The 13,886-nt window shown below is 54.2% G+C and carries 10 protein-coding genes and 1 pseudogene; 8 read left to right on the plus strand and 3 right to left on the minus strand.

Going from position 1 to position 13,886, the window contains the following annotated elements; genetic code table 11:
• Nucleotides 1-419 precede the first annotated feature (419 nt).
• The 8 genes from GC56T3_RS06000 (at nucleotide 420) to GC56T3_RS06035 (ending at nucleotide 10,147) form a co-directional block, all read left to right on the plus strand.
• Complete coding sequence (locus tag GC56T3_RS06000; protein WP_013145704.1) at nucleotides 420-1,784, plus strand: ISLre2 family transposase; 1,365 nt, start codon at nucleotides 420-422, stop codon at nucleotides 1,782-1,784.
• A 327-nt stretch (nucleotides 1,785-2,111) separates the two neighbouring features.
• Nucleotides 2,112-4,160: a methylmalonyl-CoA mutase family protein gene (locus tag GC56T3_RS06005; RefSeq protein WP_013144787.1), complete on the plus strand. Its 2,049-nt coding sequence runs from the start codon at nucleotides 2,112-2,114 to the stop codon at nucleotides 4,158-4,160.
• Nucleotides 4,144-6,339, plus strand: a complete 2,196-nt coding sequence (scpA, locus tag GC56T3_RS06010; protein WP_013144788.1) for a methylmalonyl-CoA mutase — start codon at nucleotides 4,144-4,146, stop codon at nucleotides 6,337-6,339. The genes GC56T3_RS06005 and scpA overlap by 17 nt, the downstream gene beginning before the upstream one ends.
• Nucleotides 6,336-7,484, plus strand: a complete 1,149-nt coding sequence (meaB, locus tag GC56T3_RS06015; RefSeq protein WP_013144789.1) for a methylmalonyl Co-A mutase-associated GTPase MeaB — start codon at nucleotides 6,336-6,338, stop codon at nucleotides 7,482-7,484. Before scpA ends, meaB begins: the two co-directional genes overlap by 4 nt.
• 32 nt (nucleotides 7,485-7,516) lie before the next feature.
• Nucleotides 7,517-7,954, plus strand: a complete 438-nt coding sequence (locus tag GC56T3_RS06020; RefSeq protein ID WP_013144790.1) for a BrxA/BrxB family bacilliredoxin — start codon at nucleotides 7,517-7,519, stop codon at nucleotides 7,952-7,954.
• Nucleotides 7,955-8,149: 195 nt separating this feature from the next.
• Nucleotides 8,150-8,992: a HipA domain-containing protein gene (locus tag GC56T3_RS06025; RefSeq protein ID WP_013144791.1), complete on the plus strand. Its 843-nt coding sequence runs from the start codon at nucleotides 8,150-8,152 to the stop codon at nucleotides 8,990-8,992.
• Between the two features lie 4 nt (nucleotides 8,993-8,996).
• Nucleotides 8,997-9,743, plus strand: coding sequence for an HIRAN domain-containing protein (locus GC56T3_RS06030; RefSeq protein WP_041468718.1), 747 nt, complete (start codon nucleotides 8,997-8,999; stop codon nucleotides 9,741-9,743).
• A gap of 143 nt (nucleotides 9,744-9,886) precedes the next feature.
• Complete coding sequence (locus GC56T3_RS06035; protein ID WP_049775780.1) at nucleotides 9,887-10,147, plus strand: nucleotidyltransferase family protein; 261 nt, start codon at nucleotides 9,887-9,889, stop codon at nucleotides 10,145-10,147.
• Between the two features lie 134 nt (nucleotides 10,148-10,281).
• Here GC56T3_RS06035 and GC56T3_RS06040 read toward each other — a convergent pair whose 3' ends face one another.
• The 3 genes and pseudogenes from GC56T3_RS06040 to GC56T3_RS20275 all read right to left on the minus strand — a co-directional run bounded on the left by GC56T3_RS06040 (nucleotide 10,282) and on the right by GC56T3_RS20275 (nucleotide 13,789).
• Nucleotides 10,282-10,914 (minus strand): hypothetical protein, encoded by a 633-nt coding sequence (locus tag GC56T3_RS06040; RefSeq protein WP_013144794.1) that lies wholly within the window; start codon nucleotides 10,912-10,914, stop codon nucleotides 10,282-10,284.
• A complete protein-coding gene (locus GC56T3_RS06045; protein ID WP_013144795.1) occupies nucleotides 10,907-11,773 on the minus strand; it encodes an ATP-binding cassette domain-containing protein in 867 nt (288 codons plus the stop codon). The genes GC56T3_RS06040 and GC56T3_RS06045 overlap by 8 nt, the downstream gene beginning before the upstream one ends.
• Nucleotides 11,757-13,789 (minus strand): annotated as a pseudogene (locus GC56T3_RS20275) (ABC transporter permease). The gene GC56T3_RS06045 and the pseudogene GC56T3_RS20275 overlap by 17 nt, the downstream one beginning before the upstream one ends.
• Nucleotides 13,790-13,886 lie beyond the last annotated feature (97 nt).

Below are 13,886 nucleotides of genomic sequence, written 5' to 3' on the forward strand. Positions count from 1 at the left end.
GCTAAGCGGCGATTTGGAGGGGGACGAGGGAGCATCGTCCAAGAGAGCATGCAACAACGCCCTCTTCCTTTCATGTTTTTTCAGGGCTTCTTGGAGGATTTGTGAATCGTTGAGATGGTGTTGTTTCGCCAAGTCATCGAGCCATTTCGGGATCGTTCATGTTTTTTTTTGACCGCTTTGTTTTCCATTTCATGGCGAAATGGTGGCATCAGCAAGTTGTTTGCCTTTGTGTGAGTAAAATATTTGTGGGTGACATTCCGAAATGATCCCCGACGAGGGTTGCGAACTTTTGTTCGCGACGCTCGTCGGGGCCACCAAGCGAAGCGCGGTAGAAAAAAGCAAATGTCATGCAAAAAGGACTCTCTCCCTGCTATGATGGTGATTGTCAACATCAACCGAAAACAGGAGGGAGAGAGTCCATGAAACATCTTACCACAGAATGGCCTTTATTAAAAGAGCTGGAGGAACAATTAGTCAGAACTCTTCAAAAGGTGTTCGCTGTCTTGTTGGCGGCCCTTTTGGAGGAGATTGATCAACAACTGGCGGAAGCGCGGGACAAGCGCCGGTATCAGCTGAAAGACAAACGGCCGACTACGATCCAAACGCTGTTTGGAGAAGTGACGTTTCGACGGAACTACTACTATGACCGGCAAACGGGGAACTATACCTTCTTGCTGGATGCCGAATTAGGCTTTGATGGGGCCCGATCGATCAGTCCTTGCCTCGAGGAAACGGCGGTCGAGTTGGCCGTAGAGTGCTCTTCCTACCGCAAAGCGGCTCGCACACTCGAGTCGATCGTAGGGTATGCGGTCATGAGCCACGAGGCGATTCGCCAACTGGTGCTGGAGGCCCCTGTCTCGCTGCACCACCCTGTTTCCAAACGGCACGGCCGAGTGCTGTTTGTGGAGGCGGATGGGCTGTTCATTTCCCGCCAGGGGAAAGGGAAACGGGCGAAAGAAGAGAAAATCCTGGCGATTCACGAGGGATGGAAACGAAACGGTTCGCAGCTTGAGCTGGTAAACCGGCGCCACTACCTCCATGAAGGGGCGGGAGACGTGTGGGAACGGTTTGAAGAGTGGCTGATGAACGAATATGCCTATGATCCGTGCCGGGACCTTTTGATCATCAACGGCGACGCGGCGTCGTGGATCACGGCCTGCCGGGAGTATTTTGGGAAGCGGGCGTGCTTTCAGCTGGATCGATTTCATGTGGCGCGGGAGCTGCGTCAGTGTCTGTCCGGCCATCCGCGTTGGCGGGAGGTGCGGAAGAAGCTGGCGAAACAAGACGAAGAGGGGCTTCTGGTGGAGCTGAACAGCGCGGTCGGCACGTTGGAGGACGAAGCGAAAGAGAAGCAGATGGCTGCCATGATCCGCCGGATCGAGTCGATGCCGGGATGCATCCGGGACTATCGGGAGTGGCTGTCGGAGCAAGGGGTGGAGACGACCGGCATGCGTCCGATGGGCCACGCCGAGAGCGTGATGAGCCGGTTTGCGCATCGGGTGAAATCCCGCCGCAGCTGGAAAGACCAAGGGCTTCGGGCGTTTCTGAGGGCGATGGCGGCCCGAATCGACGGGATCGGGTGGAGAAAGGGACGGTGGGAGGAGCAAGAGCCCCAGTCGGCCGTCTCGGCCTCAACAAAGTCCAAGCGGATCGAACAGGCCAAACGGAAGGCCGGACGGTTATGGGCAGATGTGGTGCGTCAGAATCTACCGTGTCTGCAGCGGTCATCCGGGACGCCGATCCATCAAGCGTTGTCGGCGCTCCGGGATGGTGGTTGGGTGTAAAAAAATGGAATATCGTATCATCGCCTCAAGATGAGGGATGAGAGTCCGAAAGCGCTTACGATATTAATTCCTGAAAATGGTTCGCTAACTAGTGATTGACAACGCCCGTAGTGAACCGAAAAAATGTTCTCCACAAAGTCTTGACTGACTCTTTGCCTTTTTGTTCATTGCCCAAACGCGGCCGATGTACTACAATAAACATAGAAACCGTTTTTTCCCACACGAAGCGTCATCAGCGCTTCGTTCTGAGCAGACGGGTTCGAGAGGGAAAGGTGCGGCTTGAAAAGAAAGCGGTTTCTTATGTCTGGAAGGCAAAGGGGGATCGGAATGAGCGATGTCGCAAAGATGAAGGAAGCGGCGTTTCCGGCTCCGACGGTGGAGGAGTGGGAGCGGGAAGCGGAAAAGTCGCTGAAAGGCAAGCCGCTCGAGCGGCTTGTATCGATGACGTACGAAAACATTGCGGTCAAACCGCTCTATACGCGCCGCGATGTGGAGGCGCTCGGCCCGCTTGAGCAGTACCCGGGCTTTGGCCGCTATGTGCGCGGGGCGCGGCCGGAAGGGTATCGGGGCGAGCCGTGGAAGGTGAGCCAGGAGATTTCGGCAGCGAGCCCGTCCGACTGGAACGAGGCAGTGAAGCACGACTTGGAGCGGGGGCAGACGGAAATCCATCTTGCCCTTGGTCGGCTGCCGTTTGCCGTCGAGTCGGTTGATGATGTGGCGGCGATGTTTGCTGGTGTGCCGCTCGACCGCTATTCGCTCCGTGTGGACGCCGGGGCGCGGTCGCTTTCGTTTTTGGCGCTGTTGGCCGCTTATTTAGAGGAACGGGGAGTGCCGCTATCGAGCGTACGGGGCGCGATCGGCATGGATCCGCTCGGAGCGTGGGCGGAACAGGGGACGCTCCCGTGTTCGCTTGAGCGGCTATATGATGAAATGGCGGAAGCAACGAAGTGGACGAAGGAACAGATGCCTGCCGTCCGCACGATTTTGGTGCGCGGCGAGCCGTACCATAACGGCGGGGCGAACGCCGTGCAGGAGCTGGCGTTTGCGCTGGCGGCGGCGGTCGAGTACATCCGCGCCGGGCTGGATCGGGGGCTGACGGTGGATGACATCGCGACGCGGATGCAAGCGTCGTTTGCGGTTGGGGCGGACTTTTTTATGGAAATCGCGAAACTGCGGGCGGCGCGGCGGTTGTTTGCGCAAGTGATCGAAGCGTTTGGCGGCGGTGAATCAGCAAGGCGGATCGAGTTGCATGTGCGCACGTCGCCCTTTACGAAAACGGTGTACGACCCGTATGTGAACATGCTCCGGGCGGCGGCGGAAGCGTTTGCGGCCGTTGTCGGCGGCGCCGATGGCGTGCACGTGTCGCCGTTTGACGAGGCGCTCGGACTCGCTGATGAGTTTTCGCGGCGCATCGCCCGCAACACGCAGCTCATTTTGCTTGAAGAGGCGCATGTGGCGAACGTCATCGATCCGGCGGGCGGCTCGTATTATGTGGAAACGTTGACCGCCAAGCTCGCCGAAGAAGCGTGGAAGCTGTTCCAGCGTGTGGAGGAAAAAGGCGGCATGGCGAAGGCGCTCGAAGACGGCTTCGTGCAGGCGGAAGTGGAAGCGGTCGCCAAGCGGCGGCTGGATCGTGTCAAGACGCGGAAGGAAAAAATCGTTGGCACGAACGTGTACGCCAATTTGGAGGAAACGCCGGTCGAAAAGCCGAAGCAAGCCGCAGCGAACGTGGCGCCGCCGCTGGATGAAAAGCGGGTGGCCGAGATTCGCGCCTCGCTCGCGGGCGGGAAGTGGATGGAAGCGGCGATTCGTGCGGCCCGCCGTCGAGCAACCGCTCGGGAGATCGCAGCGGCGCTTGCTGACGGAAACGCGTCAGTCCGCATTGCGCCGATTCACGCATGGCGCTTGGCCGAGCCGTTTGAGCAGCTACGGAAGGCAGCCGAGGAGTATGCCGAACGCACGGGAAGCCGGCTTTCCGTTCACTTGATCAATATCGGGCCGCTTGTCCGCCATCAAGCGCGCGCCGATTTCATCGCCGGGCTGTTTGCGGCCGGCGGGGTGGCGGCTGAGCGGAGCGATGGCTTCGCCTCGGTCGCGGAAGCGGTCGAATGGGTGCGGAACACGAACGGGACGCATTATATCGTGTGCGGCGCCGATGACGATTATCCGGCGTTCGTTCCAGCGTTGGCTGAGGCGTTCAAGCAAGCCAAGCCGAACGCGAAGCTGTATGTGGCCGGAAAGCCGCCGGAAGAGCTTGAGAGAACGTACGCGGATGCGGGCGTGGACGGATCGATTCATCTCGGTTCGAACGCGTACGATGTGATCGTGGCGTTTCTAACGGAAAGAGGGGTGGCGCTTGATGGCGAAGTACGTTGATTTTACCAACATGCCGCTTTCCGCCATAGCGGCCGATGTGGATGAGAAACAGTGGAGAGATGCGGTGGAGCGGCGCGTGCAAGCGTCGATCGATGAGCTCTTGTTTCAGACGAACGAACACATTGCGGTGAAGCCGCTTTATACAAAGGAAGACATCGATGGGCTTGATTTTCTCGATTATATGCCCGGCTTGCCGCCGTACTTGCGCGGGCCGTATCCGACGATGTATGTCGTGCGGCCGTGGACGATCCGCCAATACGCCGGCTTTTCGACCGCCGAGGAGAGCAACGCCTTTTATCGGCGCAACTTGGCGATGGGGCAAAAGGGATTGTCGGTCGCGTTTGACTTGGCGACGCACCGCGGCTATGACTCCGACCATCCGCGCGTCGTCGGCGACGTCGGCAAAGCGGGGGTGGCCATCGACTCGGTGCTCGATATGAAAATTTTGTTTGACGGCATCCCGCTCGACCAAATGTCGGTGTCGATGACGATGAACGGGGCGGTGCTCCCGATCATGGCGTTTTACATCGTCACCGCCGAAGAGCAGGGAGTGACGCAGGACAAACTGTCCGGCACGATCCAAAACGATATTTTGAAAGAATATATGGTGCGCAACACGTACATTTATCCGCCGGAGATGTCGATGCGCATCATCGCCGACATTTTCGCCTATACGGCCAAATACATGCCGAAGTTCAACAGCATCAGCATCTCCGGCTACCATATGCAGGAAGCCGGGGCGCCGGCTGATCTGGAGCTGGCGTACACGCTCGCCGACGGGCTTGAGTACGTGCGCACCGGCTTGAAAGCGGGCATTGACATCGACTCGTTCGCGCCAAGGCTGTCGTTTTTCTGGGCGATCGGCATGAACTACTTTATGGAAGTGGCGAAACTGCGGGCGGCGCGCCTCATGTGGGCGAAAATGATGAAAACGTTCAACCCGAAAAACCCGAAATCGCTTGCTCTAAGGACGCATTCGCAAACGTCGGGATGGAGCTTGACCGAGCAAGATCCGTTCAACAACGTCGTGCGTACGCTCATCGAGGCGCACGCGGCGGCGATGGGGCATACGCAGTCGCTCCATACGAACGCCTTGGATGAAGCGATCGCCTTGCCGACCGATTTTTCGGCGCGCATCGCCCGCAATACGCAGCTGTACTTGCAGGAAGAAACGGGCATTTGCCGGACGATCGACCCGTGGGCCGGTTCGTATTACGTCGAGACGTTGACGAACGAATTGATGAAGCGGGCGTGGGCGCATATCGAAGAAATCGAAAGCTTAGGCGGGATGGCGAAAGCCATTGAAACCGGCATCCCGAAAATGCGCATCGAAGAAGCGGCGGCCCGCCGCCAAGCGCGCATCGATTCAGGAGCGGAAACGATCATCGGCGTCAATAAATACCGCCCGGAAAAAGAAGAACCGATCGACATTTTGGAAGTCGACAACACCGCCGTGCGCCAGCGGCAAATCGAGCGGCTGAACGAGCTTAAGGCGACGCGCGACAACGAGCAGGTCGAAGCGGCGCTTGCCGCCATTACGAAAGCGGCGGAAACGGGCGAAGGGAACTTGCTTGAGCTGGCCGTCCAAGCGGCGCGCGTCCGGGCGACGCTCGGGGAAATTTCGTACGCGATCGAAAAAGTGGCAAAGCGTCATCGCGCCGCCATCCGCTCGATCAGCGGCGTGTACAGCTCGGAATACAAAAACGAATCCCAGCTGGAACGGGTGAAGCGGCGGGTGGAGCAGTTCGCCGAACTCGAAGGACGCCGCCCGCGCATCTTGATCGCGAAAATGGGGCAGGACGGCCATGACCGCGGGGCGAAAGTAATCGCCACGGCGTTTGCTGATTTAGGGTTTGACGTCGACATCGGCCCGCTTTTCCAGACGCCGGAAGAAACGGCGCGCCAGGCGGTCGAAAACGATGTGCACGCCGTCGGCATCAGTTCGCTCGCCGGAGGGCATAAAACGCTTGTGCCGCAGCTAGTCGAGGAGCTCGGCAAACTCGGCCGCGATGATATTTTGGTCGTCGTCGGCGGCGTCATTCCGCCGCAAGACTACGCGTTTTTGTATGAGCACGGCGCCGCCGCCATTTTCGGACCGGGCACGGTCATTCCGGAAGCGGCGGAAAAAGTGTTGGATGAAATTTACGCCCGGCTTGGCTATGAGGAAGTGAACCAATGAACGGCGAAGAGAAACGGCGGGAACAGGCAAGCGGCCAGAGCGCAGTTTCGGACGGGCAGCCGCGGCGCCCGGAATGGGCGGACGGCAATGGTCTGTCGTCGTACGTGCAAGCCGAGCGCCCGCCGGCGCCGAAGCGGCTCGTGCGGCGAAAAGAACGATCGGTTAAAGAATACGTCCAAGGAGTGCTCGCCGGCGACCGCACCATTTTGGCGCAGGCGATTACGCTTGTCGAAAGCAATGCGGCCAGGCATATGGATCTCGCCCAGCAAGTGCTCAATGAACTGCTTCCGCACGTCGGCCGCTCGATTCGCATCGGCATCACCGGTGTGCCGGGGGCGGGAAAAAGCACGTTCATTGAAGCGTTCGGCACGTTTTTGTGCGAGCAAGGGCACCGCGTCGCCGTCTTGGCCGTCGACCCGACGAGTTCGTTGACCGGCGGCAGCATCCTCGGCGACAAAACGCGGATGGAGGCGCTCGCCCGCAATCCGCTTGCTTTCATCCGTCCGTCCCCATCGGGCGGGGCGCTTGGCGGCGTACACCGAAAAACGCGCGAGACGATGATGCTGTGCGAGGCGGCCGGCTATGACATCATCCTCGTCGAGACGGTCGGCGTCGGGCAAAGCGAGTTTGTCGTCCGCGGGATGGTTGACTTTTTCTTGTTGCTCGCCTTAACCGGCGCCGGCGACGAGCTGCAAGGCATGAAGCGCGGCATCATGGAGCTGGTGGACGCCATCGTCATCAACAAGGCGGACGGCGATAATAAAGAAAAAGCAAAAGCGGCGCAAAAAGAATACAACCAGTTTCTCCATTACCTCCGCCCGGCCACGCCCGGCTGGGAGACGAAAGCGTACACATGCTCGGCGCTTTTGGGAGAAGGGATCGCCGACATGTGGCGCGTCATTCAAACGTTTGTCAAGACGACAAAGCGATCCGGCGTCTTTTTCGACCGCCGCCGCCAGCAGCAAAAAGACTGGATGCACGCCATGATCAAAGAATATGTGGAAACGCGCTTTTTTGCCGATCCGGTCGTGAAAGAAAAGCTCCCGATGCTCGAGAACAGCGTCATTTCCGGCGCCAAGCCGGTCACCGCCGCCGTCCGCGAGCTGATCGAGGCGTATGAACGGAAGCGAGGCGGTGAACTGTGATATGATAAAGGCAAATCGAAGGAGGTGTTGAGATGTTCCAATTTCAATTTCCGCTCTATAACGACATCGTCGAACAAGCGCGGCGCGAAGCGGTCGAAGCCGGATTTGAAGAACTGCGCACGCCGGAAGACGTCGATGCGGCATTCCGCCGTCCGGGCACAACGCTCGTGCTTATCAACTCGGTGTGCGGCTGCGCCGGCGGCATCGCCCGTCCGGCAGCGGCCCACGCGGTTCATTACGACAAGCGCCCGGACCATTTAGTAACTGTCTTTGCCGGCCAAGACAAAGAAGCAACCGCCCGCGCGCGCGAATATTTTGTCGGCGAGCCGCCATCCTCGCCGTCGTTCGCCTTGTTAAAAGACGGGAAATTGTGCGCCATGCTGCACCGATACGACATCGAAGGGCACGAACCAGTCGCCGTCGTGCAAAAGCTGCAGACGCTGTTCGATGAATATTGTGAGGAAGTGTGAAAGGAGAACCCGAAGTTCGAAAAGGGACTTCGGGTTTTTGCATGACCATTATTGTTTGTGATAATATAATTTTAAAGAGATCAGAGACAGGCAAACAGCAGTGCATATGATCATCATTTTAGCAGGCTTCTCTTGCGATCAACTTTTTCTCTTGTTTCTATCAAAAACCAAAAACTAAAAAAAGGATCATCTTTTATGGAGTTATATGATGTTAGTCATTGGAAAAAAGATGAGGAGCGGCAAGCTTCTGGGACAAGAGAGAAGTTTTGGTTAATTAATCCAGATAATAAACGTCGGTATCTATTTAAAATTCCTAAGGAAAATACTGGAGAAGCGTGGGCAGAGGTTGTTGCATCAAAAATCGGCCAACATATAGGGTTAGATATGATGAAGGCCGATTTAGCTGTTTACGATGGAACAATAGGTATTTTATCTGAAAATTTCGTCTCATATAATGAGGAATTTTACGAAGGTGGCGATTTGTTCTTTACAATTGAAGAGAGTTTTGATCGCCGCAATTTAAAACATTATCATTTTCTGAATGTAATAAAAGTGTTGTCTGGATTTCATCTTGAAAAAGAATTTGTCCAAATCCCTGTATTTGACGCGCTAATCGCCAATCAAGATCGTCACTGTGATAACTGGGGGATTATTGTTCACCACACTAGCTGTAAGCTTGCACCTATATATGATAACGGGGCGTCGCTAGGATACCAATTGAAGGAAGAACGTATTCTAAAAATGTTTCAAGATCAGAGAATGTTCGAAGCTTTTACAAATCGGAGTTTTTCTTTAATCGGACTTCCTCATAAGAAGAAGCCTAAATATAAAGAATTACTAAGTTTCATTTATGAATTGTATCCAAAAGAAATGAAGAAGGAAATTGATCGTATCAGTCAAATTAATGAGCAACAAATCATAAGTGTTTTAGAGGGTATTTCAGAAAACGCCATGAGTAAAATTCACAAAGAATGGGTATTAAAGTTATTACAGTATCGAAAGGAATGGCTCTTAAATTGGTATATGGAGGTGAGGTAAGGTGGTGCGCCCTTTTGTGCTGTGGTTAATTTGGCAAAATGAATATACTCGGCAGCGATATCATATTGGAAATTTATTGCATGATGGAGAAAAATATGTATTTTATTACGAACACAGCAGGAAAAGAAGAGGATTACTCGAGGCTCTAGAAAACGGTTACAAGCCTCATTTAGCCTTTCGGGATATGGAAAGAAAATATGTTTCAGACAAATTGTTTGGACCGTTCGAGCGACGTTTGCCTGACCGGCGCCGTCCGGATTTTTTAGAAATTTTGCGGACATACGGTTTGCCGCGCGATTGTACAGATATGGATTTGTTACGGGCTACCGGTGGTAAACTTGCGACAGATTCTTATGAATTTGTAGCGCCTATTTATGTATCGGGAAATCATTTCGATTTTGATTTTTATGTCGCGGGTTGGAGATATTACGAGGGAAATCGAGTGATTCAACATCTTAAAGTGGGGGATGAGGTGCATTTTCGATTAGAGCCGGAGAATAGGCAAGATTCTAAAGCAGTAGAAGTGTTGACAGATAAAGGATGCAAGCTAGGATATATTCCTGCTTTCTATAGCGAGTTTATGTTTAACCTTATTCAAAACAACGGGCGTTATACGGCGAGAATTGAATCAATTCATGTTGAGGCTTTTCCACAGCGGAAAGTAAATATAAGTGTCTACGGCGAGTTCTTTCCATCTTGCCAGACGCAAGATCTCGATATGCTGCATCAAATATCGTTAGAAGTGATTTAGTCTGTTCACTGTTTTCTGAAGTAGGCATGTTTGATTTCAGATGAATGAATATGTCCACAAAATCGAAGCGCTACTCGAATAGATCAAAAAAGAAGTGATCGACCGTGAGCTATGGAATTAGCCCGACCGTGTTTGAACGGCTGATGGCGTATTTCGCCGGCGAGGAGGAGATTCAAAAAGTCGTGTTGTTCGGCTCGCGTGCGCGCGGCACGGCCCGCTACAACTCCGACATTGACTTGTGCATTGACTACACCGGCAAACAAAAGTGGAAAATCAAAGAGGATATTGACGAGATCGTCGGCATTTATTCGTGCGACGTGCTTTTTTTCGACGCGTTGAACGAAGCGATCCGGCGCGAAATCGAGCGCGACGGGAAGACGATTTATGAGAAAGCCCGCTCATGAACCGTGCCTCTTTTTTGTGTCCAGGACGGTCTGTCCCGTATTGCGGAGATGAGGTGGGGGCGGACGGGTGCGTCCAATGAACGGAGACCACACCAACAAGCCCCCCACATTCCTCTGTTGGGTTCCGCCCTCGTTTACCAAAACTCCCGTCCAATCAAAATGGCGGCGATCACAATGCCCGCCCCCAGCCACATCATAGGAAGAAGGAGGGATAGCGAGTCGGCCGGCGCTTGAAACAAAAACAGATGCGGCCACGGCATGAACGTCCCTTGCGTCGCGACTTCCATAAAGGTATAGACCGCGATGACCGACAAGGCGACATCCAGGTTGCGGAAGACGCATAACATGGCAAGTCCAATCAACTGGTAAAACGAAAACAACAGAAACAGGTGCACCAAAACGGGAGCGGTGAGAAACATCGTTCCATGGATCCATATGACCGCCAAGACAAGAAGAACGATGCATCCCCCATGCAAAACGGCATAGCGAACCAAGTCGAGGACGACCTCTTTCCGATAATACCATAACACCGCCTCTTTCGCCCCCTCGTCATACAAATGGCGGTACAAAAAGACGAGATGCCATCCGGCGATCGGCACGGCGATGCCTTGGATGACAGTGTAGGGCAAAAACGGTTCGTCGGAGCGGGCGGAAAAGATCACCATCAACCCCACGCACAGCCCATACGCGAGAAACGGAAACCAGTACAATCGGCCGAGCAAGCGGCGGTCAAAGGAAAAATGATGGGCGATCGTCTTCTTATCCATGCGCTTCCACCTCTTTCAACAACGCCAAATATCCGTCCATCAGCCGCGGGGCGACAGGCCGGCCGATCGGGTTCTCCGATAGGACGCGCACGACGACGTGGGAAGGCTCTTCGTTCATTTGGACGACTTCGTTGGCGGCCATAACCGAGTCGAGTTCCTCAAACGGCACGTCCAACTCATACGTATAAGGAGCGGCTTTTTGCTTGAGCTCGTCCGGGCTGCCTTCAAACAGCACCACGCCGCGGTCCAACACCCCGATTTTGGTGCACAAAAATTCAATGTCCTCGACAAGATGCGAGGAGATGACGATCGTATGATCTTGCCCCAGCCGCTTCAACAAATTGCGAAACCGCACGCGCTCACGGATGTCAAGGCCGGCCGTCGGCTCGTCAAACAGGAGGATGGACGGCTCCCGAAGCAGCAGCATGGCGATGCCCACCCGCCGCCGCATGCCGCCGGACAGCTCGCGCATGGGTTTATGCATGTGAGAAGACAAGTTGACTTGTTCGATGACCTGTTCGATTTTAGGCCGGCAGGCGGCGGGATGTTCTCCTTGCAATACCGCGAGATGCTCGAGCACTTCATACATTGTCAGCTCCAGGTAAATCATAAACTCTTGGGGCAAATAGCCGATCTTGTTCACCCGCTTCACTCTCGTGCCGGTGCTGATCCGCTCGTCTCCCAGCGACACCTGTCCCGCATTGAAATCCAACAGCCCGGCCAAAATGCGCATCAATGTCGTCTTGCCGGCGCCGTTTGGTCCAAGCAAGCCGTACACGCCGGAGATGGTGAGGGAGACATCCGATAAAATCGCCTTTTTTTTCACGATTTTCGTCAAACCTTCAATGGTGACCGTCAACGCCTTTCACCTCCTGCATCATCTCGAAGACGCGATCCCATGTCCAAGCATCGTCTATGTTCTCATACCATGTCCGCAAAAATTGCTGTTTTTGGTCTACATCAAGCGGCTGAAAATCGTCATAAATCGTCATAAATCGATTCAATCTGCTTCTGCACGGATCGCGGTTGCGACTCGAACCACTCGCTTTTGGAGCTCCAGTCGATCACCGGCAGGCCATTTTTTTGCATCAACCAGCGGGTGGCCAGCGAAATCCACTCGTTGTACACGATCCGCGACCCTTTCGGCGGCACGGAAAGCCGGAGTATTTTTTCATAATAATCTCGTTCCACATGATAGGTGCCAATCGAAAAAAAGCTCGTGTTATAGACAAGATGGTCATTGGCCATAAACGAGGATAGCCCCCGACTTGAGAACACAATGGATTTCGGCAGCGATGGAACCGCCGTTGATGCGATTTGTTGTACATAATGAAACGTTTTTTCCAACTGGCGGATGACAGTCGGCGCCCGTTCCGCCATGTGCGGCCAGTCGGCTGGATAGGTGATCTCATATCCTTGATAGACGAGTTGATGTCCTTGCCCTTTGACCAAGGTGACCGCTTGCGCCTTCCCTCGGTAAACCTTTCCACGCTTTGGCACATTGCAAAACAGCACATCGCCGTCCACGTCCAAGGTAAAGGTGTACGTTTCATTTGGAAAGAATTGATCGGTGAACGCCCCATCCCAAGCTTTCATCCCGCCACCCGATATTCATCAATCCGATACATGTGCGCAGCTCGTTTTTTCGGATACCACGCTCGATCCGCCAGCAGAACGATGCGGCCGTTGGTGTACGGAATGAGCGCCGTATCGACGATCTCATAGGAAAAGGTGAGCGTCGAGGTGCGTTTCGGCAGCCACACGGTCACGAGATCGCCGTTTCCTGTAAATTTGACGGGCTGATGGTCCGCTTCAATCGAGTGGAGCGGATACAAATGGTACAGTTGAAACGTGGGCCGGTTCGTGTCCAACTGGGACAAGGCCACGCGCACGACCGCACGCGATCCATGCAAGGAAAGGTCATACGACTGGATACGGTAGCGCAAATCGGCTGTTGTCTCTTGTTTCATTTGTCGGTATTCCTCGAGTTCGGTCGTCTGATCGGCCCGGGTGAACGCCTTGGTGTTCGTTTGCAAGGAGTGGTAGGCGGTTAGGACGATCAGAAACGGGAAGACGAGCAGCGCTTTCAGGACGGTGTTTCGCTCCTTTCTCGTCTGCGTAAAGCGGATCGACGACAACAACGCCAACCCGACAAGGGAAAGAAACCACGCGGTCCATTTCCATTCTCCGCCGCGGTCGACCTCAAACCCGATGGTAGGAATCATACGCCCGTTGAATCGCGTGTTTTCCGATAAACAGCAGCGACGTCCAGTCGCGGGCATGAACAGTTTCGGACAGATCGATGAACAGCTCCGTCGTCATCGGTCCGGTTAGGATCCACACAAGCAAAATAGTGAAAAAACTGACCTTTTTCGTTTCCAACAGCAGTGCGATGATGACGCCGTACAGGACGGTGAGCATGAGCGGTCCAAACTGATAGACGGCGAGAAACCGAAGCAGCGACAAATACAGATCCGAAGGCTCCACCCCAACGAAGAGATACACGAGTGAAAAAACAGCGCAGCTCATCATCAGCATGATCCCTTGGCACAGCGTATGAACCGCGAACAAGGCGCTCATTTTCTCGAGCAGAATCCGGTAGCCATCGGCGAACCATGACGAAACGCCGTAAAGAAGTTCTTTTGAATAGAGAAGATAGAAAAACACGATGTAAAAGATCGATACGATTTGGACAAGCATGAACACTTCAGAGGGCAATTCCCCAGAGTATTCCATGCCTGAGTTCATATCGTCTGGAAAGAATAAAAGGAATCTGATAAGCAACAAAACAAAAAAATAGTGTGCTGGCACCAACGTATAGCTTACTTCTCAACAGTTTTTTTAGATAAAATAAGACGAGAAAATTCCACCTCATAGCTGATCAACCGCTTTCTTTCCAAGAAGTTGACAAAAGAAAAATGCGGTCATGGATCGCCCCATTCTTTTTAGGCGTATCCCTGACTCCCTCATCA

It is taken from the genome of Geobacillus sp. C56-T3 (genome assembly GCF_000092445.1).
Lineage (GTDB): Bacteria > Bacillota > Bacilli > Bacillales > Anoxybacillaceae > Geobacillus > Geobacillus thermoleovorans.